General features: G+C 42.1%; 15 protein-coding genes and 1 tRNA gene. 10 read left to right on the forward strand and 6 right to left on the reverse strand.

From position 1 onward, the window contains the following. The first annotated feature begins 27 nt into the window (after positions 1-27). On the forward strand, positions 28-2,391 hold the full coding sequence (locus tag L4D12_RS23380; protein ID WP_428450235.1) for a response regulator: 2,364 nt from the start codon (positions 28-30) through the stop codon (positions 2,389-2,391). An 88-nt stretch (positions 2,392-2,479) separates the two neighbouring features. Here L4D12_RS23380 and L4D12_RS23385 read toward each other — a convergent pair whose 3' ends face one another. Then, positions 2,480-3,388: a chemotaxis protein gene (locus tag L4D12_RS23385; RefSeq protein WP_428450236.1), complete on the reverse strand. Its 909-nt coding sequence runs from the start codon at positions 3,386-3,388 to the stop codon at positions 2,480-2,482. 387 nt (positions 3,389-3,775) lie between these two features. On the opposite strand from L4D12_RS23385, the gene L4D12_RS23390 reads away from it, so the two are divergent. From L4D12_RS23390 to L4D12_RS23400, 3 genes are all read left to right on the forward strand, one after another. Continuing rightward, entirely contained in the window at positions 3,776-6,151 is a 2,376-nt protein-coding gene (locus L4D12_RS23390) for a glycosyl hydrolase family 18 protein (protein WP_428450237.1), read from the forward strand. A 125-nt stretch (positions 6,152-6,276) separates the two neighbouring features. Then, a complete protein-coding gene (locus L4D12_RS23395) occupies positions 6,277-6,456 on the forward strand; it encodes a hypothetical protein (protein WP_428450246.1) in 180 nt (59 codons plus the stop codon). Positions 6,457-6,648: 192 nt separating this feature from the next. After that, positions 6,649-6,723: transfer RNA gene (locus L4D12_RS23400), tRNA-Gly, on the forward strand. A gap of 162 nt (positions 6,724-6,885) precedes the next feature. Here the strand turns inward: L4D12_RS23400 and L4D12_RS23405 are convergent. The 5 genes from L4D12_RS23405 to L4D12_RS23425 form a co-directional block, all read right to left on the reverse strand. Then, positions 6,886-7,686, reverse strand: a complete 801-nt coding sequence (locus tag L4D12_RS23405; protein ID WP_428450247.1) for a TrmB family transcriptional regulator — start codon at positions 7,684-7,686, stop codon at positions 6,886-6,888. 209 nt (positions 7,687-7,895) lie between these two features. Beyond that, positions 7,896-9,671 carry a glycoside hydrolase family 13 protein gene (locus L4D12_RS23410; RefSeq protein ID WP_428450238.1) on the reverse strand — a complete coding sequence of 592 codons (1,776 nt, stop codon included), beginning with the start codon at positions 9,669-9,671 and terminating at the stop codon, positions 7,896-7,898. Between the two features lie 15 nt (positions 9,672-9,686). Continuing rightward, positions 9,687-10,520 (reverse strand): sugar ABC transporter permease, encoded by an 834-nt coding sequence (locus L4D12_RS23415; protein ID WP_428450239.1) that lies wholly within the window; start codon positions 10,518-10,520, stop codon positions 9,687-9,689. 2 nt (positions 10,521-10,522) lie between these two features. After that, entirely contained in the window at positions 10,523-11,806 is a 1,284-nt protein-coding gene (locus L4D12_RS23420; RefSeq protein ID WP_428450240.1) for a carbohydrate ABC transporter permease, read from the reverse strand. 9 nt (positions 11,807-11,815) lie between these two features. After that, positions 11,816-13,015, reverse strand: a complete 1,200-nt coding sequence (locus tag L4D12_RS23425) for a sugar ABC transporter substrate-binding protein (protein ID WP_428450248.1) — start codon at positions 13,013-13,015, stop codon at positions 11,816-11,818. Positions 13,016-13,451: 436 nt separating this feature from the next. On the opposite strand from L4D12_RS23425, the gene L4D12_RS23430 reads away from it, so the two are divergent. The 6 genes from L4D12_RS23430 to L4D12_RS23455 all read left to right on the forward strand — a co-directional run. After that, a complete protein-coding gene (locus L4D12_RS23430; protein ID WP_428450241.1) occupies positions 13,452-14,477 on the forward strand; it encodes a porin in 1,026 nt (341 codons plus the stop codon). 36 nt (positions 14,478-14,513) lie between these two features. After that, positions 14,514-15,509 (forward strand): UDP-3-O-(3-hydroxymyristoyl)glucosamine N-acyltransferase, encoded by a 996-nt coding sequence (locus L4D12_RS23435; RefSeq protein WP_428450249.1) that lies wholly within the window; start codon positions 14,514-14,516, stop codon positions 15,507-15,509. Positions 15,510-15,571: 62 nt separating this feature from the next. After that, positions 15,572-16,054 carry a glycosidase gene (locus L4D12_RS23440; RefSeq protein ID WP_428450242.1) on the forward strand — a complete coding sequence of 161 codons (483 nt, stop codon included), beginning with the start codon at positions 15,572-15,574 and terminating at the stop codon, positions 16,052-16,054. Between the two features lie 213 nt (positions 16,055-16,267). Continuing rightward, positions 16,268-17,389, forward strand: coding sequence for an ABC transporter ATP-binding protein (locus L4D12_RS23445; RefSeq protein ID WP_428450243.1), 1,122 nt, complete (start codon positions 16,268-16,270; stop codon positions 17,387-17,389). 119 nt (positions 17,390-17,508) lie between these two features. Next, positions 17,509-19,359, forward strand: a complete 1,851-nt coding sequence (locus L4D12_RS23450) for an alpha-amylase family glycosyl hydrolase (protein WP_428450250.1) — start codon at positions 17,509-17,511, stop codon at positions 19,357-19,359. A 144-nt stretch (positions 19,360-19,503) separates the two neighbouring features. Further along, positions 19,504-19,732: hypothetical protein (locus tag L4D12_RS23455; protein ID WP_428450244.1), on the forward strand; the 229-nt coding region annotated here is incomplete at its 3' end.

The following is a 19,732-nucleotide window of genomic DNA, read 5'->3' on the forward strand; positions in this document are numbered from 1 at the left end:
GAGGGAAATGAAGATGCGAGTGTAGGGATGAGTAAGACAGAACATCGATCACAAATATTAAAAAAAATGAGTCTATCAAAGCAATTATTACTATTTATATTGCTGGTAAGTTCAGTATTTACTCTATTGTCAACATTGTTCGGTTTGTACCTGGATTACAACGGTGAACTCAAGGAGATCAATACTCGTCTACGACAAATCCAAAATAGCTACCAGATGAGCCTAGCATCGACCTTATGGGTAGAGGACAGGAAACTGTTACAAGAACAAGCAGAAGGCATTATCTCATTACCTGAAATCACGTATTTGAAAATTGCGAATAAGCATGAAGTAATCATTGAGCTGGGAGCATCACAACCAGAGAAGATTTTAGAAAAGAGTTGGAAACTCAATTATATTGCGGCTAACAAGACATTTGAGTTAGCAACGATAACTGTACAGTCCAGTTTAGTTATTGTTTATCAAGGTTTATTTGATAAATTTATGTTGTTATTAGTCGGTCATGCAATACAAATATTCTGTCTTTCCGTTTTTATATTATTTATTGCTTATCGAATATTAGTGAAGCCGTTAACAGAAATATCCACAACGGTCACATTATTTGATGAGAAAAATGTTCCTTTGCCAGTGATACTTTCCAAGCGACTCTTTCAGGATGAGATAACAACCTTGGTCTATCATTATAATGAGTCTGTGAACCATATTCGTGAAAATTATGTTCAGTTAGAAGAAGCCAAAAAGTATGCGGAGGAAGCCAATCTTAAGAAGAGTGAATTTTTGGCAAATATGAGTCATGAAATCCGAACTCCCATGAATGGTATTATAGGATTATCAGGACTGATGCGTGACATGAATATGCCAGTTGATCAAAAAGAATATATTAATATGCTGCATACATCTTCTTTGTCCTTGCTTGATTTAATTAATGACATCCTTGATTTCTCAAAAATAGAAGCAGGTCAGATCGAGCTTGAATCATTGCCCTTAAATTTATTTTCTTTAAATAAGGAAGTTGAATCCCTCTTTCTTGTTAAATCCGCAGAAAAAGGGCTAGCATTGCAGTGTATGATTGACGCAAAAGTTGACCCGATGCTAATTGGTGATGCGACAAAGCTCAGGCAGATCCTTGCCAATTTGATCAGTAATGCGATTAAGTTTACTGAACGAGGTTATGTTCGCCTTCATATTTTGCTTGTCAGGGACGAAGCGGATACGAGCCGTATTCAATTTGATGTGAGTGATACAGGTATTGGCATTCCCGCTGATAAACATGAGACGATTTTCGAAAAATTTCAGCAAGCGGATGGTAGCACGACGCGTAAATATGGCGGTACTGGGTTAGGGTTATCGATTTGCCAAGAAATGGTGTCGTTAATGGGGGGGCAACTCTCGATGACCAGTGTCCCCGGACAAGGAAGTTGCTTCTCATTTACCGTTGATTTAGCAAAAAGTGAGGTTATATATACCCGAGAGGGGTGTGAGGACTTAAGTGGATTAAAGGTGCTGCTGGTTGACGATAGTCTGTTAAATATGCGTATTACGTCAGCCCAACTGGCAGCGTTAAATATAAAAGTACAAATATGTGAAGAGCCGCAAAAGGCTATATCAATGGTAAGCAAAGCTATTGATGATGGTATGGCATATGATGTTGTGATTTTGGATAAGATCATGCCAAAAATCGATGGCTTTCAACTTGCAAATTTACTTCATGCTGAGTTTGGTCCTTGTTGTCCGAAAATGTTGATGATTTCAGCCGCCCCAGAAAATGTTGATGATAAGGATCTCAAGCAAGCAGGAATCCGTTTATTCCTGGCTCGGCCATATAAAGACTGTGACTTAGAGTGGGCACTTCAGTTGCTTGCAGCAGAGGAGCCATCGCAATATGAATTACCCCAGAATGTGGCAGTGGAGGAAACAATTCTGTCAGAGCCAGAACAGATACAGGGCGCTACAGCATCGGATCATACGGAAAATCAAGTAGAAGAGGCTGAAAAAACGGGTGGAAAATTACGTGTATTAGTGGTGGAAGATACGGTAATTAACCAGAAAGTCGCTAAAATGATGCTGGAAAAGTTGGGTGTAGATGTTGTTATTGCCGAAAATGGCCAATTGGCAGTGCAAGCGTATCATGACCATACTTTTGATCTGATTTTTATGGATTGCCAAATGCCAGTGTTGGATGGTTTTGAAGCGACCAAGGTTATTCGTCAAATCGAACCCTCAGATAAGCGGATCCCTATTGTTGCACTTACGGCGAATGTCGTGATGGAAGAAAAACAAAAATGTCTAGATGCGGGAATGGATGATTTTGTCTCTAAACCTGTGAGTCAGCAGACTTTGAAGACAGCGCTGCATCAATATACCAGCCAGAAAGAAACCCATGATTCGTAATAATCAGCGATTTGTTCGTTGTAAAAACAATGCCAAGTAAAATGACTTGGCATTGATAGGTAATGTGGGGTTGGCGATATCGTAATCGTTAGACGAGTGCTGAACGATTCATTTTTTGTTCGGCTCCACGTAGCATGGCATGAATGAGCTCATTAGCTTCAAATTTAGTCAATGCTTCGTGTGCTCCAACTTGGTGAGCTTGTGACACACTGATTTCACTGGAAAGTGATGTATGAAGAATGATATAGGCGTGGCTTAATCGTGGGGTATTTTGTACTTCAAAAGCTAATTCATAACCATCGAGTCCCGGCATTTCAATATCACTCACTAAAATATCAAAAGGCTCCCCCGCATCAGCCGCATGTCTAAGCATATTAAGTGCATCATGGCCATTGGTCGCAATGAAATAGGGTATAGAAATACTGTCTAACGCTTGAGATAGTTGGCGACGTGCAACGGCTGAATCATCTACCAGTAGAATTTTAAGTGGGCGTAATATTTCTCGCTGCACATCAGTGAGCACCGGATTCAAACTGTCAGGTGAAGTAGGAAAGACTTTCGACAATAGTAATTCGACATCAAGTAGTTGAATTAGTTTGTTTTCGACCGTTGTGACACCAGTGACAAAAACATTGTTACCCAGTGTACTGGGTGGGGCATCAATATTATGCCAGTTGCATTCCGTTATTTTATTAATCCCCCTAACAAGAAAACCAACTAGCATTCGGCGACAGTCAGTGATGATGATGAAGCAGCTCTTTAGTTCATCTTGAGTGATCGGGGGATAACCGACAGCTTTCGCCATATCAATCACTGGCAGCGTGTCACCCCGTAAGGTTGCTGCGCCTAATATCGTCGGGTGAGAATTCGGGATAGCGGTTAGAGGCGTATAAGGCACAATTTCTTTGACTTTCAGTGTACCTATAGCAAATGACTGCAATGCAGATAGTTGAAATAGCAACATGCCCTGAGATTGATTAGTGGCATTTTTTTTCATTGTTCAATCCCTTGTTGAAAAACGGTGGTACCTACAAAACATTAATATAGTAGCGGTTAAGCGAAATGATAGGAAAGGAAGTTATTGAGTTTATGGTTATTAATTGATCTCAACACTAAATTACACGGCTCTAAAATATTTAGAGGTGAAAAAGTGCCACTAAAAAGGGTTAAAGCCACACTAAGTATGCCGCTGTTTTCTTAGCGGAATACGCATTTTCCCATTGATTGTTACATTTTATTCACCAAATGCTTGGAAGCAGCATAAAAAATGCCAACTCTCATTTCTCGAAACAAAAAAACTTCACTAACAATTAACATGAATTTAAACGAGTACAAGATAAAGACGTACTTATTTCTAATAATATCAATTAACGTGGAGTAAACAATGAAAAAAGGATTACCTCTTAGCAAATTAGCCTGTGCGATGGCTGGTATATTGCTGGCAGGGACGGCTGCTACTGCAACGGCTGCCCCTACACACGATAAGCAGGTTATTGGTTACCTGACCCAATGGGAGGCTTGGAAAGGTCCCAACCAAGGGTTCACTGTAAAAGGAGAAGCCACTCACTTAAATGTGGACATGGATATCTACTCGATTTTGAATTTTTCGTTCTTCGGTGTCGCGAAAGACGGCTCTCTACACAGTGGTGATCTACGTAACAAGAGCATTTATCAGCCAACAGCCGTTCAGGAGCCTGGTCCGTTATTACATCCAGATGTCTATTCAAGCTGGGATTTCCATATTCTTTGGGGTGAGCTGGAATATGTGCATCAGTTCCCTGGCACTGAGGCTTGGGAGGCAGATCTGCGCCGAAAAGTTGAAGAGCAAGGCTTTGTTAAGAATGGTAACGGGTGGCTTCATACGCCATCAGGTGTTGAAGGGCAGATGCCTATCCCACTGAAAAAAGCGGGTGGTGCGCCAGGCTTGATCGACTTAGCCAACCAGAAAGGGGTAAAAGTAATGGCCTCGCTGGGTGGTTGGAGTATGTCCAAGCACTTCCCTGAAATGGCTCGTGATCCAGTTAAGAAAGCCCGTTTCATGGCTGACATCGACCGGCTGATGGCATTGGGTTTTCACGGTATTGATATTGACTGGGAATTTCCAGGTTCTGGCGGCATGAACTTCCCTGGAAGCCCGGATGACTTTGCGAACTTCGAACAGTTGATGGAAGACATTCGTGAGCGTATTGGCCCGAATAAGCTACTGACGGCAGCTTTCTCTGCATCAACCGCAAAACTAGAAGGTTTTAACTGGACGCGTCTTGCCGCTTCTATGGATTACTTCAACATGATGACCTACGATCTGAACGGTGGTTGGTCAGATGTAGCGGGTCACAATTCGCCGCTTTATGCCTATCCTGAAGAAGAGTTCCCGGGTTTGACGCTTGATTATCTGAAAAATTGGCTGGTAGCGAAGAATATCCCGCTAGAAAAAGTCAACTTTGGTGCTGCATTCTATGGGCGTGGTGTCCAAACAACCGAAGCAACTGCGTATGTTGGCGCCCCAACAGATAAGCGTACCGTTAACTTCAGTGTTGACGGCCCTACAAATTCAGCAGTTGATTTAGACAACTGGAAAGAGTTCGAAGGTCAACCAAACTATAACTATATTCTGCAGCAGCCGGGCTGGGAACATAAGTGGGATGTCAATGCAGAAGTACCATACGCTGTAAAAGGTAAGTATTTCTTAAGCTATGATGATGTGCCAGCGATTGAGAAGAAAGCGCAGTATATCGTTGATAACCAACTGGGTGGTGTGATTGTTTGGCAGGTACACGGTGATATAAAATGTGAAGGCACTTTCATTAGCCATGGTGCAAATTTGAAAGAATGTACACAATTGAGCTCGCCATTAGCAGAAGCGATCGACCGTGTCTTCACTGCAGGGGGCGGGGTGGTAAACACTGCACCCGTGTTGACCGTGCCTAGTGCTCAAATAGCAGATGCAGGCCAAGTGATCAGTTTCAATGTCTCAGCAACAGATGCAGAAGGGGATGCTTTATCCTTTACCGTCATCAATGCAACGCTGGTTGATAATGGTAATGGCACAGCAACGGTCACATATAAGGCTCCTAATAGCACGGCTGATCTTCAGGAAACAGTGACTGTTACGGTATCTGATGGTAAGAAAGCGACAACCCAGTCTGTTGTTGTTAACGTTAAAGGATCGGGTACCAATCCGGGTGAGAATTCGGCGCCAGTACTGACGGCACCGGCAACCGCAACGGTTGAGAGTGGTAAAGATGTGGTCATTGCCGTCTCTGCGACTGATGCAGAAGGAGACGTGTTAACGTATTCAGCGTCAGCCGGAATGGTCAATGCCACAGCCAGTGGTGCAGACGTCACGTTTACCGCCCCAACCGTAACGGTAGATGAAGTGGTCAATGTCGTTGTCACCGTGACCGATGGTAAATTGACTGATCAAGTTACCATTGCTGTCACAGTAAAGGCACCTATTACGGGAGGTAATACATGGGATCCAGCAGCGGTGTATAACACTGGAGATACCGTAGTCTATAACGGTGTGACTTATAAGGCTAAGTGGTGGACACAAGGTGAACAACCTGGCGCCAGTGCAGTATGGGAAGCCCAGAATGGTGATACGGGTGGCGGTGATGGGGGCACAGGCAATGCCTGGTCAGCGGATAAAGCTTACAACGGTGGTGAGACTGTGACGTTTAATGGAATTAATTACCGTGCCAAGTGGTGGACACAAGGTGATCAGCCTGGCAATGCGAATGGGCCTTGGGAGCAAATCTAAGTCATAATCGTAAGCCATTAATATGGCCTGACAGTGTATGTCAGGCCTTTTTAGTCATGAAAAGTGACCGTTTCACCGCTATAGTTAACGTGTTAAGTTGGTTTCTTGACAGTGAGGTGGCGGGTATGGAATTACGGAATAAATCGGGTGAAGTCGCAAAGTTGGCCGATAACCTGACATTAAAAGAAATTGTGGATATGGGTTTTTCACTCGATATTTGCGATGAGGCCTATGATCCTGGTGAGCATTGGCAAATCAGTGGTAAGCCACTTAAAGGTGAGCAGGGCGACTATCCTGCGAAATAAAACAGGTTGCCACAATGAAGGAAGCCAGCGTTAACATGCTGGCTTTATTATATTTGATTGTTTATTAAACGCTTAAGTTCTGTAAATGTGATACATGTCACACTATAAAAACCAAGGCTTCCATTTTTTTGTTAATCTGACATTATTAATTCAGTTCAACGCAAACGCTGTTTTAGTTGAATTGGTATCAAAGCGTACTTCGTATAATGGCTATTACCTCAGCCTTCCAAGCTGATGATACGGGTTCGATTCCCGTAGTACGCTCCAAGAATTTCAATAAAAAGCCCACACCTCGGTGTGGGCTTTTTTGCTTTCAAAATGGTTGTCGTTTCAATGCTGTAGATTATGGTCATTTGTTCACCGCGTGAGTGATATGCTCACGCGATGAAAATGTGTCTGATGCGTTTAGCGATAAAAGCTGTATTATTGCTAATGGTTCGTGTGCTTTAGATCATCTTGTACCATTGAGTTATGCTGCTCGTGAATGGTATTTACATGCACGCGTTGTTCAGGTGCTATACGTTCATATTCAGTAAGGTAAATATCACTGTGGATATGTTCAGCGATCATTTTTACGATAAGGCGATTGTTCGAATAAATCCCTAATGTCTCATCACGGTGTGAAAACATCAATGCAAGTTTCATGTCTACCACGCACATGAAACGGTGTGATGGGTATTCGGTTTCAGTGTTTTCTGAACGTGAATAAAGCTCGATTTTCTCGTGTGGACTTGCCATTTTGTTAAATGAAAAGCCAATAATACGTACCCCTCGTTCAGCGGCGTCACACAACTCTTTGGCAAATAACTCAAGGTTGAAATCCGTGTTGAGATAGATCTCTAGGTTTGCTTGGTTTATGATTTCCTTGGCTTTTTGTAGCAGATTATCAAAGCCCGTGACGTTATAGACGAACTCTTTTTCTTCTTGCAGCATCATCTTCGACAGTTCTGTTTTGAGAATATCAATATTCTCTACTGTCTTTTTCTTGATTTGACTAAAAATCAAATCAGGTGATTTGGCTTCGTACTCTTTGGTGTCACCATCGGACATAAAGATATAGCCATTGGTGTATAAGTTATCTATTGATGAATAGACTGAAGAGCGCGAGATCGCAATGTCTTTTGCTATCTTATAGCCGCTGGCGCGGCCATTTTTTAGCAAGTTAATATATACAAGTGCATCGGTTTTGGTAAAGCCAAAATCCATCAATTTAGTCACTAGCTCTGACACGGGTTGTCCTCTGAAACTGTTCAACATTTCCCTCCTTAAGGGTACCACTCCCGCGACTACGAGCGTCAATGATTGTTGTAATTTTTTGTTGCGATTAAGTGCGGATTATCTGTTTTGTGCGAAGCACCTCTTTATCACAAGAGGTGCTAGGTATGACGTGAATTACCAGTGTTATTCAGCTCTCTTCATCAGTGCAATATTCTGGCTCACTAGCGTTGTTCAATAATGTAACCATAGGCTGGTATTGACTGAATCTGATCACTTAGGGCAATCATCTTTTCTTGTTCACTGTTATTAAGAACGAATAGATAATTTCCACGGCGGTAAGCGATACAGTCGTTATCATCTAAGTCGATCCACTCAATGCAGGGTTGATTGAAGTCAGGATTCGCTTTGCGAAGCGTGATCAGTGATTGGGTGAAGGCTTTGAACTCCAGATCTTGCTCGTTCTGATCCCAGATCATGCACTTGCGATTGGCCTCACTGCCCATACCTCGTCGACCATCCATACCGATTTCACCGCCATAGTAGATGCACGGCGCGCCGACTTGGGTAAACATGAACAAATACGCCAATTTTGCTTTACGTTTGTCGCCCTGACATAACGATATAATGCGTGTGGTGTCATGGCTTTCCAGTAAATTAAACATCGCTTCATTGACATTTCTTGGGTATGCCATGTATGACGCGCTTACCGCATTCATGAAGTTTTGTTTGTTGAACGCTGACAATGCAAAGTAATCCGTAATGGCCTGCGTTAACGGGTAGTTCATTAAGGAATCGTACTGATCGCCGCGTAGCCATGGCATACCTTCATGCCAAATTTCGCCTAAAATGTAGCAATCAGGCTTCACGCTTTTTACTACCTTTCGGAAATCACGCCAGAAAGCATGGTCTACCTCATTGGCGACATCTAAGCGCCAGCCATCGATGTCAAACTCTTCCACCCAGTAACGGGCGACGTCTAATAGGTAAGCACGGCACTGCTCATTTTCAGTGTTGAGCTTAGGCATTTCGACGACGTTACCGAACGTTTCATAGTGTAAGTTCCAGAAGTCCCATTCTTCTTTCGGCGTGTTGGGATAGACGGGAAATTGATTAATCCAAAACCAGTCCGCGTATTGAGAATCAGCGCCATTTTTGACGACATCTAACCATAGTGGCGACTGTGAGCCAATATGATTAAACACCGCATCGAGCATAACTTTCATGCCACGGCGATGCGCTTCTTTAACCAGCGCCTTGAATGCGTCGTTTCCGCCAAAGTGAGGATCGACGTTGTAATAATCCACGGTATCGTATTTGTGGTTGGCATTTGCCGTGAATATCGGGCATAGGTACAACCCATTCACACCAAGGTCTTGTAAGTAATCCAGTTTATTAATAACGCCCCATAAATCCCCCCCCATGAAGTTGTTTGACTCCGGTGGGGTCCCCCAAGGCTGCACGTTATGCGGCGATATGTCAGCACGGCCATTAGCAAAGCGCTCTGGGAAAATTTGGTACCAAATAGTGTCCTTTACCCAGTTTGGTGTCTGCAGTACATCGCGAGGGTTGATGTATGGGAAACAGAAAAAGTTACTGAGGTTACTTAATTCTATTTCGGCACATTCAGGATCGGAAATATCGACAATACGCTTTTCACCAAAGAGGATTTTTTCACCATCTTTACCGTATAAAATGAAACCATAACGGCTACGTCGTTTAGGCGGTTGAAATGCAGCAAACCAGTGATCATGGTACTCGGTTTCGCCTTCGAGTGTCATTGCCACTTCGTTACCACCAATCCAGCCATGAGCATCGCTGCCCCCTAAATTTCCGCCATCTAAACCGCCTTCAGCCCAGTGGTATGGGTCACCGATCCATAGCGAAACTCGTTCTATTTCGCCTTTCGCACTACGTAAACGAATATGCAGTGTTTCATTGTTGTAGGCATAGCTATCTGCACTCTTGGCGGAGTGTATTAGCGCGCTTTTTGTGATCATATTGCAATCCTGTGTTTATTCTTTTACGGCGCCGCTGACGAGCCCGGTAGTAATGTGTTTTTGTGTGGCAACAAAAAGCAGAGTAATGGGCACCGCAACCAATAATGAGCCCGCAGCAAACAGCGTGAAATTCCCGGCTGAATTCGATGAAATCCAGCTAAAAATACCAATCGCAAGGGTCATTTTTTCTTCACTGCGTAAGATAAGCGTGGGAAGAATGAAGTCCATCCACGGTGCGGTGAAAGAAACCAGGCCAACAAAAACAAGAATCGGTTTGGCTAGCGGTAAAATGATCTCAAAGAAAATGGTCAGGTGTCCTGCGCCATCAATTTTTGCCGCTTCATCCAATGATGTTGGTATGGCATCAAAATAGCCTTTCACTAACCAAATCATGAAGGGGAGCGATCCAGTAACGTATACCAGCAGCAAACCGGTATAAGTATCAATCAGATTCATTTTTGAGAGTAAGATGTAGATAGCCGTCATCGAAAGGAATGCTGGGAACATCTGTAATACTAAAATACTCATCATGATGTTGCGTTTAGCTTTAAAGCGATAGCGTGAAAAAACAAACGCAGACAGTGTGACGATAACCAATGAGATAATCATGTTTGCCGTCGAGAGAATGAATGTATTTTTATACCACCTTAAATACGGTGTATCGCTAAACAGTGCACGGTAGTGATCAAGCGTGAACTCAATACCGGTAAATGATGAGCTGAACAGATTATTACCTGTTTTGAATGAGGCAAGCACGGTCCAAATAACAGGGCCAAGTACTAATAATGCGTTTGCCGTTAGGAACAGGTAAACGATAACAGTACCTATTTTTCCAATGAATTTTTCCATAATTACATACCTACATCATCTTTAAATGATTTCATGCGGCGGAATTGCCAGATAGCAATACCTGACAAGAACAAAAAGATGATAATTGAGATTACCGACGCTATTTGATATTGCTGGAAGTCCAGAGTCAGTTTATAAATCCACGTGATCAAAATGTCTGTGTGGCCAGCAAAGCGGTATTCAGGGTTGATTGGCCCCCCTTCGGTCAATAAGAAAATGGCGCCAAAGTTATTAAAATTATGTGCAAACGTCATAACCAGTGATGGCGCCACTTGATGGAGAACCATGGGAAGTGTGATTTCCCAAAATTGCTGAAACTTACTTGCCCCATCAACTTCGCTAGCCTCATAAAGATCCGCAGGAATATTCGTTAATGCACCCGCGATCAATAACATGAAATACGGTGCTCCAACCCAGACACTGACCGCTATCACCGTGATCTTGGCGGTAAATGGATCCGAAAGAAAAGCGATGGAATCGAAGCCCCAAGCATTGAGCGTGGCATTGACGGGGCCAATTCCATTGAGTAGCAGTCGGAACATGAGCAAGGTGACAAATGCGGGTATTGCATAAGGCAGAATGAAGACAAAACGCCATGCTTTCTTGGCTTTAATATTTCTATTTTGTAGTGCTAACGCCAATAAAAAACCAAAGCCGCAGGTGCAGACCGTCGCTAAAAAAGCCCACGCCACCGTCCAAGAAGCAACGCCAAAGAAAGTGCTAGACCAAATTTTCAACTCAAATAGCGAGATGAAATTTTTAAAACCGACCCAATCGACTAAGTTCCGTGGTGGAATATGATGGGGGGCTGAATAGTTGGTGAATGACACCAGTACCGTAATCACGATCGGTAGGATAATGAAGGCGATACTGGCAATAAACGCAGGCGATAGCATGATAAAGGCGAATTTTTTATCGTAAATCTCTTTCAATTGCTCACGCAGCGTTAGCTTTACTTTTGTCGAGTGCAAAGCTTCTTTAACATTGGCCAGATATAAGCAGATAAAAAGAAAGCTGTAGAGTAGAGCAATAACCCCTTCGACTAACATAAATACGGAATTATCACCTTGGATAATCGTAAAGCCCTTACGCACTTGAGCGATTTCACCCAGCGAGATCAACCCTTTCAATGAGGCCAGTAAATCTGGAAATACAATCAATGTCATTAACTGTATGGCTAAAAAAACACAGCCTTTGAGTCGGTGACCATTTAAGAGTTGAGTACTTCCCATGATGAGGAGGGAAGTGGGCACACGGAGTGCCGGCTTAGTCTCTGTTAGTAACATAAGTCCTCTTTACTCTTGTAGTTCAATTTGTTCTTCAATGATATTACGAGCTCGGTCTAGTACAGACTTGGCAGGTTTATCATTGACCCAGAATGCAGTAATGGCACTGGCCATCGGAGACCAGATAAAGCCCATTTCGGGGATGGAAGGCATCGCATCTGAATAGACACCTTGATTGATGATTGCGTAGGTTGCTTCGTCAGCATCGGCAGCAATATCGTCCATCACTGATTGAATTGGAGGGATCGATTTGGTCATCTGGTAACGTTTGGTGAGCATGGGTTCCGTTGTTAAGTAATCTGCAAAGAGTTGAGCCGCTTTGGGGTATTGCGTATAAGAAGAGACCACGGCCAGGCGAACAGTAGAGAACGTTCTGGGCTGATGGCCATTCAGTTTCGGCATAGGAACGACACCAAAGTTGATACCAGAGTCTTGGAATCCTTGAATCGCCCAAGGGCCATCAATAATCGCAGCAACTTTCCCTTCGTTAAATAACCCGCGACGTACTTGCGGATTACGCATATCAATTGGGTTGGAGTTATTGGCAGTGCGTAGTGCTTTCATGGCTTCTAAGCCTTTTTGAGCACTCTCTGAATTGATACCAATATCTTTAGCATCTGTGCCGTTGTTTCCAAATTCGTAGGCGCCATACAAGGTAACGAACATGCGTGATTCATAGTAATTTTGAATGTCCCACAACAATGCATATTTGTGTTCTTTGGTGTTATTAAACGTTCGTGAGAATTCAATAAGCTCTTCAAAACTTTCCGGTGCTTTAGGTAAGAGATCCTTATTGTAGAAAAGAGCCGTGGTGGCGAAGCTGACGGGGAAACCATAGCTGCTCCCTTCCGAGATTGAAGCATTCACCGCATTTTTCATAAACGTGCTATTGATTCGGTCGCTGGATACCAGATTTTCCATGGCACCTCCGGCGACGACTAAGCGGCCTAAAAGGTCATGCTCAATTTCGGCCACATCGGCGACACGCGCTGACCCACCATCTTGGATGAGACGTGAAGCCGCATCCATTGGTGAGAGGCCGCGGAATGTAAAGTCAACATCGTAACCAAACTGTTTATTGAATGACTCAGCAGCGTATTTCATGTAGTCGACACTCGTTGCATCTGTCCAGATAAGGAGTTCTGCACCGCTTTCCGGTTTTATTTCTTCTGCTGCATTCGCCACGCCTGTTATTAGAGCTGTGGCCATAACTGCTGATAATAAGAGATTTAGTTTCATACCCACACCCTGTTATTGAGTTAGTAGTCCGTTAGGTACTACTAGGTTAGGCTGCTACAAAAATAAGTCAATCGGATTTAAATAAACGGCCCGTATGTTTGTGAACTTCGTCACTAAAGCTAGAGGGTGAGGGGGATTTCAGGTTTTGCGGTGTAATACTTGACGTGATAATAATGTGTAGCAATAAATAGGCTTAAACTGATCCATAGCTGAATGAAAACTAAGGAAAATGTGACGGCGATCAATAATTATCACAGCCAAAGGTGACCATTGTCTCATTTATCAATTATAGGAGAAGCAAAATAAAAACAAATGCAGAACAATAATTAGGCGTTCACCGTGAACTACTAAATTGATGAGCGAATTTGATCAAAAGTAACTCCATACGGATTAATAAGGAAATACTGTGAAAAGAACATTATTGTCTGTACTAATAGCCAACGCCGTTGTGCTTAGTAGCGCGGCTTTTGCCGCTGATGACCGAGGATTTACACCAGAAGATACATTTTTTGATGATGCTTTGAAATTTGGTGGGCATATCGGTACTTCTGTTGAGTATGAAGATAAAACCATTACGGATTTTAAAAAGTGGGGGGGGAGTGAGTCGACAGAACGCACATTGACGCATGAGGTGCTAAGTGTTTTCTACAACAATCCAACTTGGAATGTGACGGCATTATATGCGCTGAAACTTGAAAATCGTGAAAAGAAAAATGGTTCATACGCTGAAACCGAAGATGGGTACAAACATTTACTCTCGCTGAATAAAGGATTTCAGTTGGGTGATGGCTGGGGTACCGGGTTAATTTATGATATCGAGTATAGCCTAGGTAAAATAGTCACGAGTGGTGGTGTTAGCGGTTTAAGAACAACGAGTGCAGAACATAGTCTGCGCCCTTACCTAACATACTGGAACAATGAGTATGGTGCGGGTTTCTATTCGAATCTTGAATATCTCTATAACGATGAAGATAAGAATAGCTGGGGAACGCGTGAAGAAGAAGGTTATAGTGCGTTGTTCAAACCTTACATGAACCTCGGTAACTGGTCATTAGGTGTTGAATTTTTCTATCAAATAAAAGATAACAAAGCAAAAGATGGTGCTGGTAACATCAATGAAAAGAGTGACTTCACTGAAAAGTATATCGAACCAATTGTTCAATATACCTTTGATGATGCTGGTACTATGTATCTACGGACTCGCTTGGGTGAGAACGAAACGAAATTTACTGACGGATGGGCCAAAGACGAAAAATTCTTTAAAGATATTCGTAAAGCAACGCTTGGCTATGAACAGGCTGTTGGGGATGATTGGCTCGTAAAAGCCGAATATGAATGGGCAAAAGATACCGAAACGTTTACCCAGGTAGAGGGTGATGAGAAAGTCGTTGAACAGAATACATTCTTTGTTCAGGCACTTTATCGTTTCTAGTTAGCATTACTCAGAACAAATGGAAGAGTAGTCATGATGATCAAAGTTTCAGAAATAGCCAAAATCGTCGATGGAGAAATTATCGGTGATGCGACGATAGAAATATCGAAAATTCGTCCAATCATGAGCGATGAAGCTGGAGGGCTAGCAATTGTGTTTGCAAAGGCTGATCTTAAAGGGCTTTCTGAAACTTTGGCTGATGTCATCATTGGACCCAAAGCGATACTTAATACGCAAGCAAAAACCAAAATAGTGATTGAAAAATTAGATGTGAATAAGCTGAATCAGCTAATGCGCTTCTATAAAGTACAGAAGTACCAGCTTTTCGATCAAGGAAACACGTCAGAAATCCCCGATGTATACATTGGTAAGCATTGTACCATTGGTGAAGGGTGCCATTTTATGCCTGGGGTTAAAATTCTCAATGGTGTTGTCATTGGCAATAATGTCGCCATTCACGCAAATACGGTAATAAAAGAAGGCACGATTATTGGTAATAACGTTACGATTGATTCTAACAACTCAATTGGTAATTACAGTTTTGAGTATATGACAGGTACGCGCACTCGTTATGAACGTGTAGAAAGTATCGGTCGAGTGATTATCCATGATGATGTTGAAATCGGTTGTAATAATACTATAGATCGCGGAACACTCGGTGATACGGTCATTGGTTTTGGTACAAAAATTGATAACCTTGTCCAAATTGGTCATGACTGTAAAATCGGGAAGCATTGCTTGTTAGTTTCTCAAACAGGTTTTGCAGGGCATACGACACTAGAAGACAATGTCATCGTACATGGCCAAGCCGGAACGGCTGGCCACCTTACCATCGGTAAAAACTCCGTCATAAAAGCGAAATCTGGTGTGAGCCACTCATTTCCCGCCAACAGTGATCTTTTTGGTTATCCGGCAAAAGATGCACGTGATTACTATAAGAATTTGGCGACGTTGAACAAATTGACAAAAAATAAACCTGAGAAAAAAACAGCCTCCCGAAAAGGTTTGATAGCTCGGCTATTTAGCCTATAGGCCTGCTGACATTGATAATGTAATTAAACGATTAATATGTCTTAATATTAAGGGAATCGATAATGAAACGTATACTTCTTCTGTCTGTTTTATTTTCTTCAGCATTAATAGGTTGTGCAAGCACTTCAGATACTCCCCCCGTAGAAAGCGCGCTGGCGACAGGGCCGTTTGCTGACTGCCATTTAGCATCGGTTGAAGAACGTGGTCCTATTCGTCCGTCATTATACGTTGTAGGGACATTCCCTGATGGTCAGTGGATGCATATGGATAATCGTGAGATGTCGTATAAAGGAAATGGTATTTATCAAGTTGTAAGTGAAGAGAAAGCGGGTAACGTCAGTTTGCAATTTGCCACCATGAGCTGGAACCCTCAGTTTACGACAGCAGGAATGACGATGACCGTTGGCCATGAAAAAGCATTAAAGCGTGGTGGCTTTGCTAAGAATACGACGGTTAATATTCCAGCTGATGGTAAATATTTATGGAGCATTGAGATCACTAAAGATAAAAAACCAGTACGGGCACTCGTGAAAGCCTGTAAATAAAATAACGTTACGGTATACCCAAGCTACCTCAAGAGTACCTCGGTCGAGAGGTAACTTGGGTATATAGAGCATCCCTTTATGCGAGTGGGATACGACTTATCAGAATATTATAAAAACAACGCTATAAGTAATTGTTATTATTGATGGAAATATTCAAGTTACCCGTGAATTAATAAAATACCAGTAAGGTATTAACCGTATACGGAGTATAAAATGGCAACAGTTAGCCTACGTAAAGTAGAAAAAGAATATGACAATGGATTTAGAGCCGTACACGGGATCAATTTAGATATTAATGACGGCGAATTTATGGTTTTCGTCGGTCCGTCAGGCTGTGCAAAGTCGACGACGCTGCGCATGATCGCGGGGTTGGAAGGTATTTCTGGGGGCGAAATACATATTGGTAATCGGGTTGTCAACGATCTCCCCCCTAAAGATCGAGGTATCGCAATGGTATTCCAGAACTATGCCTTGTACCCGCATAAAACCGTGTTTGATAACATGGCGTTTGGTTTGAAAATGCAAAAAAGACCAAAAGAAGAGATCAAACAACGTGTTGAAGAAGCCGCTGAAAAGTTAGAAATTACCGATTTGTTGTACCGAAAACCGAAAGAAATGTCTGGCGGACAACGGCAACGGGTTGCCGTGGGTCGTGCGATAGTGCGAAAGCCAGATGTATTCTTGTTTGATGAGCCGTTGTCTAATCTTGATGCAAAGTTACGCGTTTCGATGCGCGTGAAAATAGCCCAATTACACCAATCACTGAAAGAGGAAGGTAATCCCGCAACAATGATTTATGTTACACATGATCAGACTGAAGCGTTGACGCTGGGTGATCGTATCTGTGTACTGAATCAAGGCCATATTATGCAAGTTGATACTCCTTCTAACTTGTATAATTACCCAAGTAATAAGTTTGTAGCTGGATTCATTGGCTCTCCCGCGATGAATTTGGTGCATACCATGTTGCGTAAGCTGGGGGATGATATATACGTTGAACTTGCGCCTGGTGCACAGATCATTATTCCTAAAGATAAGCAAGAAAAGTTACGGAACTATATCGACAAAGCGGTATGGCTTGGTATCCGGCCTGAAAATATTAGTCTAGCGACTGACGATGAGATGATAAACGTACACGATGGTGAACTCACTGTTGTTGAGAACCTGGGTAACGAGCGATATCTTTATTTTAAGATTGGTGAAAATGAAATAGTTTCTCGCGTAAGTAATCAAAATATTACTACCTCGGATATAGGGAAAAGAATAAGGTTTAATTTTGATTCCACATTTTGTCATGTATTTGACGCCGAGACAGAAGAAAATATAACTCTGTAATGTAAACATGGCAACTAAGTAGTCGCTACTAGTAGAGGTATTTATACCTCTGCTGGCTAGTTGTAACTGAAATAAAAAATCATATATCTGGTTTAATACCACTGAAATAAGGAATAATGATGAAAAATAAGTTAGTACTATTTACAGCACTGCTTGTCTCTTTGCCTGCATTTGCAGATTGGAATCAAGCATATTTTCGTGGCACGGCGAATAATTGGCAGAGTGAAGCCATGGTTAAGGTGAAGCCTAATCATTGGCGGATTGTTAAACAGTTCCATGTTGGAGATGCAAATAATCCACCGAGTTTTAAAATTGATCGATTTGGTGATTGGTCTGAGAGTTACCCGTTAGCGAACTACGTAGTAGATAGTAATAAAACCTACGAAATTAACTTTTATGATGATACCAATAATGTCACTGTGCATGAAAAACTCCCTTTTGATATGCGCGACGAAACCATGTATTTCGTATTTTTAGACAGATTTTATGACGGTGATTCATCAAACAATACGGGTAATAACAGTCAAACATACTCAGCTGATAAGTCAGATTATAAGAAATATTTTGGCGGTGATATCAAAGGGTTACTGGCTAAATTAGATTATCTGAAAGAGATGGGAATTACATCGATTTGGATTACGCCACCGGTTAATAATGTTGATCAATTAAATAAAGATGGCTCTGCTGGCTATCATGGTTACTGGGGACGTGATTTCTTCCAAATTGATGAGCACTTAGGGACAATTGATGATTTCCGCGCGTTAAGTCAGAAAATGGATGACTATGGTATGAAGCTGGTGCTCGATTATGCACCTAATCATTCCAATCCAAATGATGAGAACGAGTACGGTGCATTGTATCGAAATGGTGTATTCCAAACGAGTTATGATGGGGATACTCAGAATTGGTATCACCATAATGGTGGCGTAACCAACTGGGATGATTACTATCAGGTACGTAACCACAATTTATTTAACTTATCTGATTTTGACCAAAGTAATGAAAATACATATCAGTATTTGGTGCAGGGTGCGAAGTTCTGGATTGATCTGGGTGTTGATGCCATTCGTATTGATGCCATTAAGCATATGGATAAGTCGTTTATTCAGCGTTGGACCAGTGAGCTCAACAGTTATGCAAAATCAAAAGGTAAACCTGGCTTCTACTTTTTCGGTGAGTGGATGGATGCAGGAGCAACAGCAACGGGCATCAATGCGCTATCAATTGACTTTGCCAATACATCCGGCTCTGCACTGCTCGATTTTGGTTTGAGAAATACCATTGAAGATGCGTTATTACGTGCAAACGGCACGGGTATGTACGCAATCAACAATTACATGAAAATCAGAGATGTGAAATTTAATTCAAGTGATTGGCAAGTGGTATTTTTAGATAACCATGATGCACCACGTTTATCGACAGTGCTTCGTTCAGATGCGACTAATTTTGGCCCAGGTCAAGATAAATGGGGTGGCCGTCAGAGTATTCCGTTCTCTCAAGATCGTGTTGAACTGGGGTTAGCTTTAATCATGACATCACGTGGTATCCCTTGTATTTATTATGGTACTGAACATTATGCGGCAAACTTCAGTGTTAATGGTTTTGGCCAGGAAGGGAATGACCCATTTAACCGTGAAATGATGCCAAGTTTTGATACAACGACACCTGCTTATCAAATTATTAAAAAATTGAGTAAGCTCAGAAAAGAAAGTTATGCGATTCAGCAAGGTGATTATATTGAGCGTTGGGTAAGTAATGATGTATTAGTTTACGAACGTAATGCTGGTGATGATGTTGTTGTTGTTGCGATGAACCTTGGTCCACAAACGTCAGTTAATACAATTAACTTAGGATTATCAAACGGGACATATAATAGTGTTCTAGGTAGCGATGAGGTGGTTATTGCAAATGGTGCTGCGACGTTTAATCTAGACCAAAATGAGATTGTAATACTCCGTACTAAGCATTAATTATGCAACTAAGTAATTAATGTTTTAAATCACAGAATAATATTTAAGTCACAATAGCGAGGTTATATATAGCCTCGCTGCTGTTGGCTATATTTCGTTTTTCATAAATTGATAAACAAGTTTTTAAATAGAGAGGGATGAACCATGTCAAAAAATGGTCAGACACAACAATTTGATAAGGCTGCGTTTAAGGCGGCAGTTGAAAAGCATTTAACGACAACTTATGCAAACACACCTACTACAGCGACACCGCGTAGCTGGTATTTGGCCATGGGCCGTGCCTTGGCAGAAATAAGTACCGGTAACCTGCTGGCAACAGAGCAGAAGCTAGCCGAAGACAATGCGCGTAGTGTTAACTACCTATCCCTTGAAT

The organism is Photobacterium nomapromontoriensis (assembly GCF_050336815.1).
Lineage (GTDB): Bacteria > Pseudomonadota > Gammaproteobacteria > Enterobacterales > Vibrionaceae > Photobacterium > Photobacterium nomapromontoriensis.